This window comes from Jeongeupia naejangsanensis (assembly GCF_016865585.1).
In the GTDB taxonomy this organism is placed as follows: Bacteria; Pseudomonadota; Gammaproteobacteria; order Burkholderiales; family Chitinibacteraceae; genus Jeongeupia; species Jeongeupia naejangsanensis.
This window is the reverse complement of sequence record NZ_JAESND010000001.1, coordinates 354,244-372,797: the sequence shown is the minus strand read 5'-3', so window position 1 is coordinate 372,797 and position 18,554 is coordinate 354,244. Positions and strand designations below refer to the sequence as shown.

The following is an 18,554-nucleotide window of genomic DNA, read 5'->3' as shown; positions in this document are numbered from 1 at the left end:
GTTAGTCTTTATTGGTACGGACGGGACTGCCGCGATAAAACTCGATGAGCGAGGCAATTGGCTCGTCGCCATTGCTCTGCCGCTTTTTGTTCTGTTTGATAATGTCCTCCCACGGTTTAAACGCCTCGTCAGCCTTCATTTGAGCGCCCATTTTATTGGTGTGCAGGTTCCACAACTCCAATCGCAAGTCCCGTGTGATCTTGCCGTTCTGGTGAGCAATATTCAGTTCGCTGTCGACCTGCATGCTGCGGGTGTTGATGTTGGCTGAGCCCAAGGTCATGAACACGTCGTCGATCAGCATTAGCTTGCTGTGGATGTACACCGGCGTCCATGACTCCGGATCGGCGATGGTGATTTCTTGATTGCTGCCCATTGCATAGACATGTTGTTGCCGAGTGCGGTGCAAATTGGGCTTCTTGGAGTCCGGGGCGACCAAGGTGCAAACGTGAACTTTCAGGCCAGGTTGCGCCTCGGGGAGGATGGGTGTGTCGGCGTCCTGCAGGGCGGCTAGCTGTTTTTTCAGGTTGTCACGCTCGGTTTTTGCCTTTTTCAACTCTTCGAGTTGCTTGTCGTAGGCCGGTGGGTATTTGCCATTGGCAAATACCGCTGGGTTGGGCAGATTGCCGAGTCGCTTGACCTTGTTTTCCTGCTGCCCCAAACGCGCCTCAAGGTCGTCGGCGCGTTCCTGTCGGGCCACCGCGGGAATGGTGTCTGCCTTCCCCAGACTATCGAGCATTTCATAGGTTTTGACGGTGCCGTCGCCCATGCCTTCGTCGGTGGAGTTGGTCACGACGAACAAATGCAGTGAACCATATGGCCCCGGGTCGCGACCGCCGCTGGTCAGTTTGTCCGCGACATCCTTGATCTTTTTAGCAAAGGGAGGCCAGCGGAAATACTGGTTTTCGATATAGATGTACTGTGTGGCGTTGTTCACCGCTTTGAGATACAGCTTTTCGATATCGCGTCGCCCATGCTGCGTTTGGGTGCGCAGGATTTGCGCCATGCAGGGGGTGCCTAGCTCGCACCGCGGCTTGAACTGCGCCGCAACGGCCTTGCTGTTGCGTTTGGCGTCAAGATCCTCCCCCGTCGCGTCCTTCCAGCCTTGGGCAAAATTGTCATGCAGATGCTTGAGAATGGGGCCGGTCACGCGGCTGGAAATGTCCTGCCGAGGGCCTTGACCGTTGCGGCCGCGATTCGGAGCGAAGCGTGTGATGCTGTGATTGGGTTTATCCCAGTACTCGTCCAGCATGTTGTGGCCCATGACAAAACCAACGGCCTTGTCGGGCAGCGCATAATCCACTAGGACCATTTTCTGGTGATGGGTGGCAGTTGCCGCCAGAACGCTTTTGGTTGTCTTGCTGAGGTGCTTGTCGGTTGCGTCGAAATTCGCCTTATACAGAATTTCCAGCCGATCGAGGAGGCTGAAGCCCCGGCCTACGAACTGCAAGTTGGGCACCTTGCGCATCCGGACAGAGCGATGCCAGTCCTTGTCGAATCGGTGCTGTTCGTCACTTTGCGTCGGTGCGCGGCTGAAGATGTCTTGCCCTGGCGTATTGTTTTCCGGTCCCCACTGTGCAAAGTTGGCGTCGTCAGGGCCCATTGTCCAACCCAGAATACGCACTTCGACATTGCGGTTGGCGGCTAAGTCCCTTAGAAGCTGGCCAATGCAGGGTGATTTGCCATCCCGGATAAAGTACATCGAAGGCTGGAATCCCCAGCAGATGATGTCGACGCTCTTTGTTGCTGCAGCAATCGCCTTGTGCACCTCAGCAAAAGCCGCTTCGCCGCAATTCAACGGCAGGAAGGTCGCTTCCTTTGGATCATTTTCGGTGTCCTTCTCGGTGACGAACCAAGCCGCGTGCATTTGTGCAGACTTGGTCTGCTGAATATCAATTGGACAAACGTAGGGCTTGTTCATGCGTCCCCCTTGTCAGCGCCACTCAGGCCAAAGTCGCTGTTAAGCAGGCGTTGATAACGAGCGCGGAAATCGTCCACTTTGCCGCCGTCCTGTAGTTGCTTGTGTAAGCCGAGATTGGCGAGCGAGCCTTCGGAGGCGTCGCGATATTCGTTGACCACCGGCAGATCGAATATCTCGCCGTTGGCCAGCTTGACCGTGTACTTGTTAGTGGTTACGAAGTGATCGACCGGCAAATGTCCGGATTGATCAATGATGCCTTTACCCACTTCTGCGCCGTCGGCCAGCAAGGTGTATGGCATGCCGATCCAGCCGCCATTAGCGGCTTCTGGGCCTTGGGCAATCTTGAGCCGCATCGGCGTCTTGGGAACGCTTTCCGGGAAGGCTGGGTTGTCCAGCGTCATCTGAGCTGGGCCATCCAAGCTGTGGCTCGCACCTTTGACGTCGATTTTGCCCGGCGCATGGATCTCGATGTTTCCACCCTTGATGCGGATGTAGGCGCCACCGGCTGTCAGTAGAATTTCCTCTTTTGCCGCACAGAGGACTTTCTGATTTGCGGTTTCAGTAATGTCCTTGGCTGCATTGATCTCGACGTTGTCGCTCTGTGCCTGCACCTGCACCTTGCCCTTGGCGGCAATCAGCTTCAGCGCGATCTGGTCCTTCACCCCGGCAACGAACAGGCTGATGTGTTCGCCGACGTTGTGCAGCCAGCGTCGGCCCGAGGTCTGCTGGGTGTCGCGCTGGGCGATCAGGTCGAGGTTGCTGCCGGCGGCAATGGCCTGGCTGTTCGGCGTGGTCTGGGCGAGGCCCGCCGGGGCGCTGACGACGATCAGCGGCTGTTGGCCGGCCTGGTCGCCTTTGCCGTCTTTTGCGCTGTTCGTGCCGTTGGCCCAGCTTTCCAAGGCTTCCTTCAGGTGGTGCAGGTGACCTTGTTGGGCCTTGGCGGCCTTGGCGTTGTCCTTGATGGTTTCGGGGCCGGTTTCAACCGTATCGGCGAGCTGGTGGGTGGCGACGTCGCCGAGGCTGCTGGCGAGGTCGAACGCGGCGTCGAGCTGCGATTGCGCTTGGGACCGGTCGAGCTGGTTGCCGCCGGCGCCGTTGGCGGCCTCGGTGGTGATCAGCAGGCCGTTGGCGGCGCGAATCGCGCCGTGCCGGTCGGTACGCAATTCGAAGCCTTCGCCGCGCGGCGTGCCCTTGCCATCGGATCTCGGGTGGATCAGGAAGCCCTGGTTGAGCTGGGTCTTGCCGTGTTCGGAACTGAGTTTGGTGCGCACCTCCCCCTGGGTGTCGTCGAACAGCAGTTCGCCGTATGACCCACCACCGTGTTCCTTGGTCTTGATGCCGGAGAGGGTCTTGTTGGCCGGGAGTGAGCCGGCACCGCTGAACGCCGGGACCGGGTGGCTGCCGTTGTAGACGACGCCGGTGACCAGCGGCCGGTCGATGTCGCCTTCGAGGAAGTCGACCAGCACTTCCTGACCGACGCGGGGGATGAACTGGTGGCCCCAGCCGGCACCGGCCGAGGGCATGGCGACGCGCAGCCAGCAGGACGACTTGTCGTCGAGATTGGCACCGTACTCAGGGTGTTCGGCCTGGCGCTGCCAGTGGAACTGCACCTTGATGCGGCCGAGTTCGTCGGTGTGGACTTCGCCGGCCGAGTTTGAATCGGCGGAACCGCCTTGGGGCCCGACCACCGTCGCGGTCTGCACACCGCGGCTGGTCGGTTTGCTGTGCGGTGCATAGTCCGGTGTCAGCGGGATGCCGCGACGCTGGGCGTCGAAGTCGGTACGGAACGGTGCGTCGTTGGCCGCTTGGCCAGTCTGGATCGTTGCAGCCGGGCTGCCCAGCACGGCTTTGGACAGCTGGCTGACCAGATCCCCGGGCAGGTTGTTGCGGGCCTGTACCCGTTGCCGGGTGATGGTGAATTGCCGGTCTTCCGGTGCGTCGAAGTCGTGGGCCGGGTGGTTGTCGAGCTGGAACCATTCGCCGACGTTGAACTGCCGGACCGTGCCTTCGCCGCGAAAACTCTTGCTGAGTCTGTCGTTGGCCTGCTGGCGCAGCTGGGCATAACGGCCCAAGTCTTCGCCGTCGCTGCCGTAGTACAGCGTCTGCGGATCGTAGTGTTCGAGACTCTGGCTGGCCTGGCGGCCACCGTCGCCGTGGTCGATCGCGCTGTCGTCGTCCGCCGTCAGCGTGCTGACCGGCTTGTAGTCGAAGCTGGCGAGGCTGACCTTGCTGGTGCCAAGCTGGCGCTTCGAATCCCAGCCGGTGATCGTGTCGTCGGTTTCGGTCGCGTCGGCGCGATGGAAGCGCACCTTCGATTGGGCCGCGGCATCGAGCTGGTACGGATCGTCGAAACCGATCAGCGTCGTCACCGGCGTTTCGCCGCCGGCAAAGCCGAATCGGTAGGCGATGCCTTCCTCGGCCAGCAGGCGCTGGATGAAGTCGAGGTCGGACTCGCGGTACTGCAGACAGTAGGAACGCGCCGGGTAAGTCTTGGCCAGATCGAACTGCAGCGCGAAGCTTGCGGCCAGCAGCGGGTTGCGTTCCTGGTGCTCGGCGACGACCGCCTTGACGATGTCCGGCACGCTCAGGTCCTGGAACACCCGGCTGGTCTTGCGGTGCCGCAGCAGCGCCAGCGGCGGTTCGATCGTCAGGCCGTAGCGGGCAAAGCCGCCGTCCGAACCGAGCGATTTGACCCTGGTGACCACCCCGGTCAGCACCTGCGTCCCGCCATCGGCGGTGTGAATGTCGATCTCGACCGCCAGACCCAGCAGCGACTTCAGCTCCAGCCCGGCATCGGCCGACAGGCATTCCAGTGTGTACAGGTACGGTTTGCTGAGTTCAGCCTCGCCATCGAGCACGTGCGGCAGCAGCGTCTCCGGCACCGGCCCGCGACCTTCGGCGAAGTGCAGCGACAACAGGCGCTGGTCCTGGTTGAACGCGGCGGCGAATGACGCGAGCAGGCTGGAGAGGTCCATCGGAGCGCTTCACGGTTGGGAGTCGCTCGCGATTATCTGGTGTATTACGTTAATTGGTCAAAAATATTCATTTAATAGAAAGCTAATTTTCTAACTTGGTAAGTTTGTTCGTGCGGGGATAGTCAAGGGTTTGCGTTCCGGCTATCCACCGCACGCCAACATGCGCTTTAAAACTTGGGTTTGGCGTCGGCATCCACTTTCGTGCATGCGCCGCTGAAACTGGAGTAGCCCCCGTTCAGTGTAAGCAAACCGGTCGTGCGATCAATTCTGACTTTCGGCTTGTTCAGGAAATTCAGCGCCAAGACGCCAGTGATTTCCTTTTCACCCACGAAGGGCTGATCCATCGTGAGCCAGCCTTCGTGCGCGTTGTTGAGGCCCGGCAACATTTCCTGCGGGATCTGAAAGCGCACTGCGTTGCCGTTGATTTCAACGGTTGCAGCACCGCTGAAGGTGCGATGGCCCGAGGTGTTCGTTACCGTCATCTTGGAATGGTCGTTGTCCTTGCCGCCGAGCTCGGTACCGACAGAACTCTGGTTTTCAGTGACGGTACCAGAGCCTTGGCATAGCAAGCGGACAGTGCTGTCTGCGAGACTGGCTTGGGAGGCAAGAAGGGCAAAGGCAGATAGAACAACGGGGGCGAATTTCATCTGAACACCGGTCTCTGTCGAATGGATGGTGTCCATTATTGAACAAGAGCGGGATGATGAAAGGGCAATAAATACCGCGATAGCATAAGGCCAGTGGCGGTCATTCCTGTCGCTCCGGATGGGCGCACAGGACCTTGAGAGTTCGATGGGTGAAGCTTAGGGAGGGAGGGCAGAGGTGCCCTTGGTGCGTCAGCTTTCCGGGGTTTTGTTGGCGCGCTGGACTATTTGAATAACCCAGTTACCGTTCTATCACCCAACGGGCTGTGCTCGATCGCCCGGAAAGCCTTGCAAAATCAGGTGGCGGAGAGACGGGGATTCGAACCCCGGATAGGCTATTAACCTATACACGCTTTCCAGGCGTGCGACTTAAACCACTCATCCATCTCTCCGCGATGGGAGGCCGAATAGTACCGAAGCGCCGCGCGGCTGGCAAGGCGCTCGCGGCATTTTCTTACGCTGCCGAGCCGGCGGTTCGCGTCGCGGTCAGGCTCAGCAGCCAGTAGCCTGCGCCACCGATCAACAGGGCCGGCACCGAAGCCATCATGCCGGGGAGCAGGTGCACGGTCAGGTGGTAGGCGGCGATGCCGAGTGACCAGGCAAGCAGCCCGCGGACATGCCAGCCGCCGCTGTACCAGTAGGCACCGCCGACTTGGGCGACAGCGGGAAGATCGATCTGCCGGCGGCGAACGATGAAGTGATCGACGAGAACGACGCCAAACAGTGGCGCGAACAGCGAGCCGATCAGCAGCAGGAAGTTTTCGAAGCGCGCAAACGGCACGAACAGCGCAATGGCGGTGCACAGCACGCCAAACGCCAGTGCCGCGTGTTCGACCTTGGCCGGCACCAGCGTGCATGCCGACACGGCTGCCGAGTGGATGTCGGCAAAGGCCTTCTCGCTTTCATCAAGCAGGATCAGCAGCAAGGCAAGGCCGCCGCCCGATGCGGCAAGCGCAAACAGCAGTGCGTTGTCGCCGCCTTGTTGGGCGAAGGCGAGCGTGTACGCTGCCCCCAGGCTGCAGAACCACAGATTGCCGATCAGGTAACCGACCAGCGTGCCGCGGAAGGCTGCGCCGGGCTGGCGCGCAAAACGGGTGTAGTCGGCGACCAGTGGCAGCCACGAGAGCGGCATGGCAATGACGAGGTCGATGCCGGTGCCAAGGCCGAGTACGCCGGTGCCGGGGCGGCTGAACAGCTCGGCGACGTCGTAGGCGGCAAACAGGTGCCAGGTCAGCCACGCGGCGGCGGCCAGCAGCATCCAGATGCCCCAGCGGCGCAGCACGCGGCGGACGAAGCCGAGCGGGCCGAAAACGGCGATCAGCGTCGAGATGCCGCCGAACAGTAGCGTCCACAGCACCGGGCTTTGCCACAGTGCCGAGTCGCTCCCGGCACGCTGGATCAGCGCGCCGGCGGCATCGCGCATCACGACGATCTCGAACGCCCCCCAGCCGACCAACTGGATCAGGTTGCAGATCGCCGGCAGGCTGGCGCCGCGCAGGCCCAGCGCCGGGCGCAGTGCCGACATCGTCGCCAAGCCGGTGTCGGCACCGATGACGGCAACGGACGCGAGGCAAGCAACGCCGACGATGCTGCCGATGACGATTGCGGTCAGCGCTGCGCCAAAGCCCAAGCCCGGCACCAGCAGCGCGCCGGTCTGCAGCACCATCAGGCCGATGGCCAGCGAAAACCACAGCGACATCACGTCGCGGGCGGAAAAGACGCGCCGTTCCAGTGGAACGGGAACGCGCGGATCGTAGGTGCCGGTCGGCTTCATGCTTCGTTCTCCTCGGAAGGCTGGCATTGTCGCCGCCACCGCGGGCGCAGGCAACGGAAAACCCCGTCGCAGCGGGGTTGGATCAAGGTTGGTGAGGGCTACGGTGGTGGCCGCGCCGCCGGTGATGGCTTCCATCACCGTTCACGTCTGTGGCGTCTGTTTTTCGGTCATGTCGAGGTCACGGTCGGCTGACCAGAAAAACTGCGTCAGCACGTAAACGCCCCCGGTCTCGACGCCAGTCCAATGGGCGTACTTCTCACCAAGCTTGTCCGGCAGGAATGGCGCGAGCGATTGAGCGTATCGGCTGCTCCCACTATCTCGCCGAACGTCGCCCAGAGGGACGGCGATGGAGGCGACAAAGCCCCGTATGCCGTCCGCACCTTCCGGAGGGTATTGGCAATCCTGGCTGGATTCGAGCCGGCGATCCCAGGGGGGGGGCGGATGCGTGCAGCCATGCGCCTCTTGATCAGTCCCTGCTGCAAGGCAACGGATCCTGTCGAGGGCAAATTTAGCGACAAATTTGACATGAATCGACTTAGGTTGCTTTTGTCAACCTGTAGGCCTGTTCTTTGAACTACGTTACCGGTAACATGCTGGCAGCAGCACCAGAAGAGTGCCTATCAAGAAGAGTCCCTATCCAAAAGGGTGCCTATTGCAATAACCCCAAGTGCGAGGTCAGCCCGGTTCGCTCCGAGCTGGCGCAAGTATCCGCAGTTGGGTGATGAGTCGATCCAATGCAAACAGGAGTACTAACAGATGTCCGGGAAAAGCTACGTGGTGATGGGGGTGTCGAGCAGCGGCAAGTCGAGTATCGGCGCGGCGCTGGCACAAGCCATCAGTGCCAAGTTCATCGATGGCGACGATCTGCATCCACGCGCCAATATCGTCAAGATGGGCAGCGGCACACCGCTGAATGATGATGACCGCGCACCTTGGCTGGAGCGGATCAACGACGCGGTGTTCGCGGTCGACCGCAAAAACGAAACCGCAGTGATCGTTTGTTCGGCGCTGAAGAAGGCCTACCGCGACCGGATTCGCCAGGGCAACGACAAGCTGACCTTTGTATTCATGGAAGGCAGCTATGAGTTGATTCTCGAGCGCATGAAGGCGCGGCAGGGGCATTACCAGAAGGCCGGGATGCTGCAGAGCCAGTTCGACGCACTCGAAGTGCCGGGGGCCGACGAGCCGGACGTGATCCACGTCTCGATCGATGGCGATTTCGAGTCGGTGCTGGCGCAGGCGCTGGCGGCGGTTCGGGCGGTTGCTTGAAAAAGTCCCCGCTGCGTAAGGGGATTTTTGATTATTGATCCAGCTTTTTTTCGTCGATGTTCAAAAGGACGTGGGCGATTTATGGCGGCCACGGAAAGTGCCACCGACAGGGGCAGGATTGCAAGATGACTGGTTATATGTCCGGTATCGATGCCGATGTGGCTAGTAAGAAAAGGGCTGGAAAACTGACGATTTGGAGGGTTTGATAATGCCGTTAGTCATTGTGGGTTTTGGCATTTTAGCTTTGCTTGTTTTGATCATGAGATTCAAACTGAATACGTTCATCTCATTGATTATTGTTTCTTTTGGTGTTGCTCTGGCGCTTGGGATGCCGCTGAAGGACATTGTTAAAACGATTGAAGCGGGGTTGGGCGGGACGCTTGGTCACTTGGCGTTGATTTTCGGTCTTGGCGCGATGATGGGCAAGTTGATTGCTGACGCAGGTGGTGCGCAGCGAATTGCAATGACGCTCATCAAGAAGTTCGGTGAGAAAAACATCCAGTGGGCGGTCGTTGCTGCTTCCTTCATCATTGGTGTAGCGCTGTTTTTCGAGGTCGGCCTTGTACTGCTGATTCCGATCGTGTTTGCGATTTCAAGAGAGCTGAGGGTTTCCATTCTGTACCTCGGCATCCCGATGGCTGCAGCATTGTCTGTGACGCACGGGTTCTTGCCGCCGCACCCGGGTCCCACCGTCATTGCGGGCGAGTATGGTGCAAACATTGGCGAAGTGCTGCTGTATGGCTTCATCGTCGCCATCCCAACCGTTATTCTGGCTGGTCCGCTGTTCACAATCGTTGCCAAGAAGCTGGTGCCCGATTCGTTCACCAAGACGGGCAACATCGCTTCGCTGGGGGAGCAAAAGTCATTCAAGCTGGAAGAGACGCCCGAGTTTGGAATCAGTGTATTTACGGCGTTGCTGCCTGTCATTTTGATGTCGATTGCAACGGCCATTACGTTGCTGCAAAAGACAGTAGGCATCGAAGATAATCATTTCCTGGCTGCAATCCGCTTTGTTGGTGATGCCGGTACTGCAATGCTGATTTCGTTGCTGGTTGCCATTTACACCATGGGCTTGGCAAGAAAAATTCCGATCAAGACGGTGATGGAATCTTGCACGACCTCCATTGCGCATATCGGGATGATGCTTTTGATCATCGGTGGCGGCGGTGCCTTCAAGCAAGTGTTGATCAATGGTGGTGTGGGCGGCTATGTGGCCGAATTGTTCAAAGATACTTCTTTGTCACCCATTTTCCTCGCCTGGATGATCGCCGCTATCTTGCGTATTTCGCTTGGTTCTGCCACGGTCGCCGCTTTGACCACTGCTGGCTTGGTCATTCCGTTGTTGGGGCAAACGGACGTCAATCTTGCGCTGGTCGTTCTTGCGACCGGTGCGGGGAGCTTGATTGCGTCTCATGTTAACGATGCGGGCTTCTGGATGTTCAAGGAATATTTCGGCTTGAGCATGAAGGAAACATTTGCAACGTGGACTTTGCTTGAAACCATTATTTCCGTAGCCGGCCTGGTATTCATTCTTTTGCTCAGCCTGATTGTGTAAAGCAAGTCCGTAACGCTTGTTTGGCAAAAGACCCTTTTGCTTTCAAAAGCCCCGCATGCCGCGGGGCTTTTCTTTTGATCACCGGGGACTGCTTGTGCGTCGTCAGGCAGAGGGCGCGACAACGCTGCCGCCCAGCGCCAGCGTATAACCCAGGTCGACGACGCGGTCCGGATAATCCCGGCCTGCGAGGCGGCCAAGCAGGCGTTCTGCGGCGACGCGACCGATCGCTTCGCGTGGCGTGATCACGCTGGCCAGTCGCGGCGATAGGGCCTGGCCGATGTCGAGCGCGTTATAGCCGGCAATGGCGACATCATCCGGCACAAGTCGACCCTGTTGCTGGCAGGCGAGCATCGCGCCGGCGGCAATGTCGTCATTGGTGCAGAACAAGCCATCCAGTTCCGGGGTTTCTGCAAGCGCGCGTCCGGCCAGTGTCGAGCCCAGCGTGAAGGTCGATGGTGCTTCCGTTTCGACAACATGAGCAGGGAGTCCGGCCGAGGCCAGCGCCTGGCTGTAGCCGGCGATGCGCTGGCGTGTCCGGCTGTCGAGCCGGGCGGCAAGGTAAACGATGTGTCGTTTGCCGGTGGCGATCATCGCTTCGGTCATCGCCCGTGCCGCTGCAACGTGATCAAGCCCGACGGCGAGGTCGATCGGTGCGGCCGGCGTCTCCATGACCTCGACGACAGGAATGCCGGCGGTCTGGATCATGCGTAGTGTACGGTCGGTATGCAGGGTCTCGGACAGGATCAGTCCGTCGACATGGAACGACAACAGCGTGGCGATGCGGGCTTCTTCGATGTGCGGGTCGTAACCGAAGTGGGCGTACAGTGTCTGGTAGCCTGCCGGCTCGGTGACCGATTCCACGCCCCGGATCAGCGCCGAAAATACCTGATTGGAAATCGACGGCAGCAACACGCCGATGGCGTGGCTGCGTGCCCTGGAAAGGATATCCGGCGCCCGGCTCGGGATGTAGCCAAGCGCCTCGACCGCTTGCTGGATTGCGTCGCGCAAGGGGGGCGACACCATGTTCGGATCGCGCAGATAGCGGCTGACGGTCATTTTGGTGACGCCGGTCAGGTCGGCAATGTCCTGCAGGGTGGGGCGTTTGGTGTGACTCATTACTTGAAGGTATCAGCGATGCGGGCGAATGTTATACGTAACATTGTCCGCTTGTTGCTTGCGCCGCAAGGCCGCATGATTTCGCTCGTTCGGTTGTTTGCTACGGTACCTCAATGATTGCGTCGATGGCTTCGCGGGCTCGCCTCGTTTTTGTTCTTGCCGGCTTGGCGCTGGCCGCCTGCACGACTACGCCGCCGCGCAAGCCGCAGCCGGTCGACCGCAGTCTCGCGCATATCGAAGCGCAGGGCGACGGCCGTGAAATCGTCATGTACTCGCTCGGACTGCTTGACGTGGGCTACCAGTTCGGCGGCAACAACCCGGAAGCCGGGCTCGATTGCAGCGGGATGGTGCGCTTCGTCTACAAGAATGCGCTGGGTATCGATTTGCCGCGCACCGCCGCGGATATCGCATCACGGACGCGTCCGGTGGCGCAAGACCGGCTTCAGGCCGGTGATCTGGTGTTTTTCAATACGCAGGGAAAGCCGTACTCGCACGTCGGGATCTATCTTGGCGACGGCAAGTTCGTCCATGCGCCGTCGAGTCGCGGCAAGATCCGGGTCGAGTCGATGAATCTGCCGTATTTCTCGAGTCGTTTCGAGGGCGCGCGAACCGTGTTCGCACAGGGGAAGTGAGGCTAGGCCTTGTCGGCGATATGGCGGTTGACACCGCCCTGCAGCTGGCCTTGCTGCGAGTAACCCAGTGCGTCATCCTGGCCGGCGGCGAGGGTGTAGACGAGCGTGTCGAGCGCCTGGCGGCGGGATTCGATCAGCTTGCCGTTGCATTGATTGAGTAGCGAGGCTTGGCGTACGTGTTCCAGCAATTGCTGCCACGACAGCAGCAGGCCCGGCCGGTTGGCGGCAAGCCATTCGGCGATGGCGGGGCCGTTTTCGAGTCCCAGTGACGCGAAGGCACTATTGAGTGCGTTGCCGGTGGTGTCTGCGACCAGTGCCGCTTTCTGCTTTTCGGCAAGCAGGCCGGTCAGCGTATCGGGCTGGTTGTGGGTCAGGCAGTGCTGCTCGTCCTGCAACAGCTGGACGAGGTGCTTGTAGGCATCGGTGGCCGCGCCAAGTTGTGCGGACCAATCTGGAAGACTGTTCATGCTTGCGTTGACCGCGTTAGCGGCCCAGCAGTTCCTTGACGCTGTCGATCAGCTTGTCGGCGATGGCATCGGCGCGCACGCTGAAACGGCCTTCGGCAATCGCCTGGCGCAGTGCGGCAACGCGTTCGCTGTCGAACGGGGCGCCGGCCGAATCGGTCTGGCCGAGCTCGGCTGCCGCCGGGTTGATGCTGACGCTGAGATCATCGGCCGGAACGGCGTTGCCGGTCTGACTGGTGCGCTCGGTGTTGCGCGTCGGCTGCGCAATGGGCGCCCGGGTAGACGGGTCGATTTTCATGTGAAGTCCTCTTGGCCCCGGCATGTGTCCGTGGCTGGTTTCGGTGCTGATTATGCGCTGTATCGGCTGGCCGACGAAAAACTTTAGCGAAATACGCACACGATCATCGCCGCCGAATGGCCTTGCCGACGCGGGGAAACATCAGGGCGCCGGCGGCAGGGCGCTATGATGGGGTCTGGTTCCCGGTTGTGCGGCATTGTCTGCCGCTTCATGGTGGCCAAGGCTTGCTGTATAGTTGCGCAATTTTGACCCGGCCCAGGGTTGGCGCCGCGTGCGCGCCGCGGGGAGAACCGAGCAAACATGAAAACCACATTCCTCGATTTCGAGCAGCCGATTGCTGAGCTCGAAAACAAGATCGAAGAGCTGCGCTACGTTCAGGATGACTCCGCTGTCGACATCTCCGTCGAGATCGGCCATCTGGAAAAGAAGAGCCAAGAGCTGACCAAAACGATCTACGCCAAGCTCACGCCATGGCAGATTTCCCAGGTTGCCCGTCATCCGCAGCGTCCCTATACGCTGGATTATCTCGGCGCGATCTTTACCGATTTCGAAGAGCTGCACGGTGATCGCGCTTTCGCCGATGATCATGCCATTGTCGGTGGCCTGGCGCGTTTCAACGGCCAGTCGGTAATGGTGATCGGCCATCAGAAAGGCCGCGACACCAAGGAAAAGATTTTCCGCAACTTCGGCATGCCGCGTCCGGAAGGTTATCGCAAGGCTTTGCGCCTGATGAAGCTGGCCGAGAAGTTTGGCCTGCCGGTAATCACCTTCGTGGATACGCCGGGCGCCTATCCTGGCATTGGTGCCGAAGAGCGCGGTCAATCCGAGGCAATCGGCCGCAATCTGTTCGAAATGGCCAAGCTGCGCGTGCCGGTGATCACTACGGTCATCGGCGAGGGCGGCTCGGGTGGCGCGCTGGCGATTGCCGTCGGCGATCTTGTCCAGATGCTGCAGTACTCGACGTATTCGGTCATTTCTCCCGAAGGTTGCGCGTCGATCCTGTGGAAGACCGCCGAAAAGGCACCGGATGCCGCCGAGGCGTTGGGTATCACCGCCGGCCGCCTGAAGACGCTGGGTCTGATCGACAAGATCATCACCGAGCCGGTGGGCGGTGCGCATCGCAATCATGCGCAGATGATGCAGGCGATGAAAAAGGCGATTGCCGACGCGCTCAAGGGCGTTGCCGACAAGCCGATTGACGCTCTGCTCGAAACCCGTTTCGAGCGCCTGATGGGCTATGGCCAGTTCAAGGAAGTTCCAATCCAGTGATCTGGCCGGGCGAGTGAGCGATTGCCTCACCCGCCATGCAGTGCCACCCTCGGCGTGCCTGTGCCTGGGCCTTTCCGCCGGGCTTGATTCGGTGGTGCTGCTGCACCTTCTGGCCGGTTTGCGTGCCGAGTCCGGCTTCTCGCTCTCGGCCATTCACGTTCATCACGGTTTATCGCCGCATGCGGATGCATGGGCGGAAACGGCCGTTGCCATTGCGCACGCGCTGAACGTGCCGTGCAAGGTGAGGGAGGTTCGCGTCGATCGCGGATCCGGGCTCGGGGTCGAGGCGGCTGCTAGGGCGGCGCGCTACGCCGCATTCGAATCCGTCGACGCCGACCTGCTTTGCCTTGCCCATCATCAGGATGATCAGGCCGAAACCGTGTTGATGCAGGTGTTGCGCGGTAACGGACTCGCTGGCATGGCGGCCATGCCGGCATGCCGCGAACTGACGCCCTCGTTGAAATTGCTGCGCCCATTGCTGGATGTACCGCGCAGTGCCTTGCGTACTTACGCCGAGGCTCATGCGCTGCATTGGATTGAAGACGAGAGCAACGCCGACCCGCGTTTTACCCGCAATTTTCTGCGTCATCAGGTGCTGCCGGCGTTGGTGCGGCGCGATCCCGGTGTCGGCGCCTCGCTTGCCCGTGTTTCTGCACAGGCGGCCGAGGCCGATGCGCTGCTGACCGAACTGGCCGAGCTGGATTTGGTAGTCTGCGCGGTCGGCGGTGCTTTCGATCTGGCGGCCGCAGCATTGCTGAGCCCCCTTCGTCGGCGCAATGCGCTGCGACGCTGGTTGCGTGGTCACGATATCGTCGCCGATGCGCGGGCTTTCGATGTCTTCGTGCGGCAGCTCGACGCGCAGGCCGATGCACAGCCCGAGCTATGCTGGCACGGCCGGCGGGTGCGACGCTATCGTCAGCGCGTTCATTTCGTGCCGGCAGGGCCGTTTGTCGGCGAGGTAGCCGTCGAGCCCGGGGTCGGGATCAGCGCGCAGCAGGGGCGATTGATCTGGATTCGGGGGACGGGGGGGGTGGCGGAGGACGGTGCTGGTCCGTGGCGCTTGCTGCCGCGGGCTGGAGGGGAGCGCTTGCGCTTGCGCGCGGAGGGCCCGACGCGTTTGCTCAAGTCACTGTATCAGGAGGCCGCAGTGCCGCCCTGGTTGCGCGATTCGACGCCGCTGCTGTTTTGTGGTGACCGTCTGGCCGCTGTGCCGGGCATCGGTGTGGCGACGGAGTTTGCGGACGGCAGCTGGCTGCCGGTTTGGCAGCCAGCGTAAACGAACAGCCAATCGGTCAGGCGATCAGCCGTTCCAGTACCCCCGCGTAAATACGCGAAAGCTTCGGTACATCCTCGATCGCGACGCACTCATTCAACTTGTGGATCGTCTTGTTGATCGGGCCGAATTCGACCACTTCCGGGCAGTACTTGGCGATGAATCGGCCGTCGGACGTGCCGCCGGTCGTGTTCAGCTGCGGGGTCACGCCTGTGACGTCTGCGACCGAAGTGCGGATTGCGTCGATCAGTGCGCCGTGGTCGGTCAGGAACGGTTCGCCCGACAGGTTCCAGATCAGCTCGTACTCGAAATCGTATGCGTCGAGGATGGCGTGAACCTTCTGCTTCAGCGTCTCGGCAGTGTTTTCGGTCGAGAAGCGGAAGTTGAACAGCGCTTCGGCTGTGCCGGGGATGACATTGGTCGCGCCGGTGCCGCTATGCAGGTTCGAGACTTGCCAGGTCGTCGGCGGGAAGTAGGCGTTGCCCTTGTCCCATTCGGTGTCGGCGAGTTCGGCAAGGGCGGGGGCCAGCAGGTGGATCGGGTTCTTGGCGAGGTGCGGGTAGGCAATGTGGCCTTGTACGCCGTGGACGATCAGGTGGCCCGACAGCGAGCCGCGGCGACCGTTCTTGATCGTATCGCCGAAGGTCTCTGCGCTGGTCGGTTCGCCGACGATGCAGTAATCGATTTTTTCACCGCGAGCCTTCAGTGCTTCGATGACCTTGACGGTGCCGTCGTGCGCCGGGCCTTCCTCGTCCGAAGTGATCAGAAAGGCGATCGAGCCTTTCGGATTCGGGTGCTTTGCCAGAAAAGCTTCGGTGGCGGTGACGAAGGCGGCCAGCGATGCCTTCATGTCAGCGGCGCCCCGGCCGAACAGATGGCCGTCACGAATTTCCGGCGCAAACGGGTCGGAATGCCAGCGATCGAGCGGTCCGGTCGGAACGACGTCGGTGTGGCCGGCAAAGACGAGCACCGGGCCTTCGCTGCCGAAGCGTGCCCATAGGTTGTCGACATCACCAAAGCGCATCGGTTCGATGTGGAAGCCGAGCTTGGCAAGCCGGTTGGCCATCAGTTGCTGGCAGTCGGCATCGTTCGGGGTTACCGATGCCTGGCGGATCAGTTGCAGGGTCAGGTCTAGCGTAGCGTCGTTCATGGTCTCAGCGGCTGAAAAGCGCGTCGTAGGTTTCGGGTTTGTAGCCAACGGTAATCCTACCATCGCGGTCAAGTACCGGCCGCTTGATCACCGAGGGGTGCGCCAGCATCAGCGCAATGGCCGAATCAGCGTCGACCACGGCAGCTTTGCTGGCCTCGTCGAGCTTGCGCCAGGTCGTGCCGGCCTTGTTGACCAGCGGCTCCCAGCCGCTTTGGGCAATCCAGCCGGCAAGCAGCTCGGCGGTGACGCCCAGTTTCTTGTAGTCGTGCCAGTCGTACTCGTGGCCATGCTCGGTCAGCCAGGTGCGTGCCTTCTTGACAGTGTCGCAGTTGGGGATGCCGTAGAGCTTCATGTCGGACTCGTGGAGCAAAAGGAGCGATTCTAAACGGCAGGCGGCTTGACGCCTACCGCTCGTCAGGGCTTCGACCTCTGGCGCATCCAGCGGGTCGGTTGCGCCGTACGAGGAGGCGAGTGCCAACCCGAACGGAGTCCATCATGAATGCGCTGCACCTTGTCATGCCCTCCCTGTTGCTGCTGACTGCCTGCGCATCGTCGCCCACGATGCAGCAGTCTTCCTTGCCTGAATCGATTCGCGTCAGTCCGCCTGACGAGCTGGCGATGCACACGACCGGGGTGGGTGAAATCACTTATGAATGCCGGGCAAAAAAAGACGCAGCAGGCCAGTTCGAGTGGATATTCGCAGGTCCCAAAGCCGTGCTGTACGACCAGGGGCGGAGTGTGGTCGGCAAGTACTATGCAGGCCCGACCTGGGAAATGACCGATGGCTCGAAGGTGACGGGCGCGCAGGTTGCGGTGAGTCCGGCGCCGCAGCCGGGCAATATTCCGTTGCAGCTGGTGAAGGCGAATCCGGCCTCCGCGACCGGCAGGATGGTGGCGGTCAGCTTCATCCAGCGCATCAATACCAAGGGCGGCGTGGCGCCAGCCTTGCCTTGTGCGTCGGCCAATGCCGGTGAAAAGCGGCAAGTGGCCTACGAGGCGGATTACCTGTTCTACGTCACGCCGTGACCCGGCGCGTCGCAGTCATCGGGTGAGGCGCGGCTCAGTGCAGTTTGATGTCGAAATCGGTACTGCTTTCGGGCTGTTTGCCGATCGAGGCGATATTGCGAGCCGCCTCCTGTTCCTGAGCCGTCTGGCTGTTGTTGACCATCCAGGAGAGGTTGGTTGCCGAGTCGGCGTTGCGCAGCGCCTCGTCGAGTTCGACCTGGCCGCTGCGGTATAGTGAATACAGGGACTGCTCGAACGTTTGCGAGCCCTCGGCCAGCGTCTGCTCCATGGCCTCTTTGATGTCGGTGAGCTGGCCGTTGCGGATCAGTTCGGCGATGCGGTTGGTGTTCAGCATGATTTCGATTGCCGGCGTCAGCTGGCCGTCGCGATTGCGAACGAGGCGCTGTGAAACGATGGCGGTCAGGGCGGTCGACAAATCGTAGAGCAGTGCTTCGCGCGCATCCTGCGGGAAGAAGTTCACAACGCGCGAGAGCGAGTGGTAGCTGTTGTTCGCATGCAGCGTCGAAATGCACAGGTGCCCCGCCTGCGCGTACTGCAGTGCGTAGTTCATCGTTTCGCGGTCACGGATTTCGCCGATCATCAGGACGTCGGGGGCTTCGCGCATGGCGTTTTTCAGCGCTTCGGAATAGCTGTGGGTGTCGACGCCGATTTCGCGCTGGTTCACCAGGCTGCGCTTGTGGGTGTAGAGCTGCTCGATCGGATCTTCGATCGTCAGGATGTGGCCCGGGTAATTGGTGTTCCTGTGTTCGAGCATCGCCGAGACGGTCGAGGACTTGCCTGAGCCGGTGGCGCCGACGACAAGGATGATGCCGCGCTTTTCCATGATCAGGTCACGCAGCACCGGTGGCAGCCCGAGCGCGTCGATGCTCTGTGCCTGCTGGCGGATGTATCGGGCGACCATGGCCACTGCGCCACGCGTGCGGAACACGTTGATGCGGAAGTTGCCGAGTTGCGGCAGGGTCAGCCGGAAATTGAGTTCCCAGTCCTGCTCGAAGCGTGCGATCTGCTCGGTACTCATCAGCTGGTAAACCAGATGCTTGACGTGTTCAGCGCCAAGCACCTGGTTGTTGGCCGGGTTGCACTGGCCGTTGATCTTGATGACGATCGGCGAATCCGCCGACAGGAACAGGTCCGAGGCCTGTCGTTCGGCCATCAGTTTGAAAAACGGCAACAAATTCATTCGGGCACCCG

General features: G+C 60.8%; 16 protein-coding genes and 1 tRNA gene. 6 read left to right on the top strand and 11 right to left on the bottom strand.

From position 1 onward, the window contains the following. Position 1: 1 nt before the first annotated feature. From JMJ54_RS01725 to cytX, 5 genes are all read right to left on the bottom strand, one after another. Entirely contained in the window at positions 2-1,918 is a 1,917-nt protein-coding gene (locus JMJ54_RS01725; protein WP_203536219.1) for a phospholipase D-like domain-containing protein, read from the bottom strand. Continuing rightward, the gene (locus JMJ54_RS01720) at positions 1,915-4,893 is read right to left on the bottom strand and encodes a type VI secretion system Vgr family protein (protein ID WP_203536218.1); all 2,979 of its coding nucleotides are present in this window, start codon (positions 4,891-4,893) and stop codon (positions 1,915-1,917) included. Before JMJ54_RS01720 ends, JMJ54_RS01725 begins: the two co-directional genes overlap by 4 nt. A 167-nt stretch (positions 4,894-5,060) precedes the next feature. Next, positions 5,061-5,540: a hypothetical protein gene (locus JMJ54_RS01715; RefSeq protein WP_203536217.1), complete on the bottom strand. Its 480-nt coding sequence runs from the start codon at positions 5,538-5,540 to the stop codon at positions 5,061-5,063. A gap of 298 nt (positions 5,541-5,838) precedes the next feature. Beyond that, positions 5,839-5,929 (bottom strand) — tRNA-Ser (locus JMJ54_RS01710). A gap of 62 nt (positions 5,930-5,991) precedes the next feature. Then, positions 5,992-7,311 carry a putative hydroxymethylpyrimidine transporter CytX gene (gene cytX, locus JMJ54_RS01705; protein WP_203536216.1) on the bottom strand — a complete coding sequence of 440 codons (1,320 nt, stop codon included), beginning with the start codon at positions 7,309-7,311 and terminating at the stop codon, positions 5,992-5,994. Between the two features lie 756 nt (positions 7,312-8,067). Here cytX and JMJ54_RS01700 point away from each other — a divergent pair. Both JMJ54_RS01700 and JMJ54_RS01695 read left to right on the top strand, forming a co-directional pair. After that, positions 8,068-8,580 carry a gluconokinase gene (locus JMJ54_RS01700; protein WP_203536215.1) on the top strand — a complete coding sequence of 171 codons (513 nt, stop codon included), beginning with the start codon at positions 8,068-8,070 and terminating at the stop codon, positions 8,578-8,580. Positions 8,581-8,788: 208 nt separating this feature from the next. Further along, positions 8,789-10,135 (top strand): GntP family permease, encoded by a 1,347-nt coding sequence (locus tag JMJ54_RS01695; RefSeq protein WP_203536214.1) that lies wholly within the window; start codon positions 8,789-8,791, stop codon positions 10,133-10,135. Between the two features lie 102 nt (positions 10,136-10,237). Here JMJ54_RS01695 and JMJ54_RS01690 read toward each other — a convergent pair whose 3' ends face one another. Continuing rightward, positions 10,238-11,251, bottom strand: coding sequence for a substrate-binding domain-containing protein (locus tag JMJ54_RS01690; RefSeq protein ID WP_203536213.1), 1,014 nt, complete (start codon positions 11,249-11,251; stop codon positions 10,238-10,240). Between the two features lie 125 nt (positions 11,252-11,376). Here JMJ54_RS01690 and JMJ54_RS01685 point away from each other — a divergent pair, with 125 nt between their 5' ends. Next, complete coding sequence (locus tag JMJ54_RS01685; protein WP_203536212.1) at positions 11,377-11,883, top strand: C40 family peptidase; 507 nt, start codon at positions 11,377-11,379, stop codon at positions 11,881-11,883. Between the two features lie 2 nt (positions 11,884-11,885). On the opposite strand, the gene flgN is transcribed toward JMJ54_RS01685, so the two are convergent. Beyond that, on the bottom strand, positions 11,886-12,350 hold the full coding sequence (gene flgN / locus JMJ54_RS01680; protein ID WP_203536211.1) for a flagellar protein FlgN: 465 nt from the start codon (positions 12,348-12,350) through the stop codon (positions 11,886-11,888). A 16-nt stretch (positions 12,351-12,366) separates the two neighbouring features. Further along, positions 12,367-12,645, bottom strand: a complete 279-nt coding sequence (gene flgM, locus JMJ54_RS01675; protein WP_203536210.1) for a flagellar biosynthesis anti-sigma factor FlgM — start codon at positions 12,643-12,645, stop codon at positions 12,367-12,369. 300 nt (positions 12,646-12,945) lie between these two features. On the opposite strand from flgM, the gene JMJ54_RS01670 reads away from it, so the two are divergent. After that, on the top strand, positions 12,946-13,914 hold the full coding sequence (locus JMJ54_RS01670; RefSeq protein ID WP_203536209.1) for an acetyl-CoA carboxylase carboxyltransferase subunit alpha: 969 nt from the start codon (positions 12,946-12,948) through the stop codon (positions 13,912-13,914). 13 nt (positions 13,915-13,927) lie between these two features. Next, on the top strand, positions 13,928-15,190 hold the full coding sequence (gene tilS, locus JMJ54_RS01665) for a tRNA lysidine(34) synthetase TilS (protein ID WP_203536208.1): 1,263 nt from the start codon (positions 13,928-13,930) through the stop codon (positions 15,188-15,190). 16 nt (positions 15,191-15,206) lie between these two features. On the opposite strand, the gene dapE is transcribed toward tilS, so the two are convergent. After that, positions 15,207-16,337 carry a succinyl-diaminopimelate desuccinylase gene (dapE, locus tag JMJ54_RS01660; protein WP_203536207.1) on the bottom strand — a complete coding sequence of 377 codons (1,131 nt, stop codon included), beginning with the start codon at positions 16,335-16,337 and terminating at the stop codon, positions 15,207-15,209. A 4-nt stretch (positions 16,338-16,341) separates the two neighbouring features. Beyond that, positions 16,342-16,689, bottom strand: a complete 348-nt coding sequence (locus tag JMJ54_RS01655) for an ArsC family reductase (protein ID WP_203536206.1) — start codon at positions 16,687-16,689, stop codon at positions 16,342-16,344. A 143-nt stretch (positions 16,690-16,832) separates the two neighbouring features. Here JMJ54_RS01655 and JMJ54_RS01650 point away from each other — a divergent pair, with 143 nt between their 5' ends. Continuing rightward, on the top strand, positions 16,833-17,363 hold the full coding sequence (locus JMJ54_RS01650; protein ID WP_203536205.1) for a DUF3455 domain-containing protein: 531 nt from the start codon (positions 16,833-16,835) through the stop codon (positions 17,361-17,363). 34 nt (positions 17,364-17,397) lie between these two features. Here JMJ54_RS01650 and JMJ54_RS01645 read toward each other — a convergent pair whose 3' ends face one another. Then, positions 17,398-18,543, bottom strand: a complete 1,146-nt coding sequence (locus tag JMJ54_RS01645; protein ID WP_203536204.1) for a PilT/PilU family type 4a pilus ATPase — start codon at positions 18,541-18,543, stop codon at positions 17,398-17,400. Between the last annotated feature and the right edge of the window lie 11 nt (positions 18,544-18,554).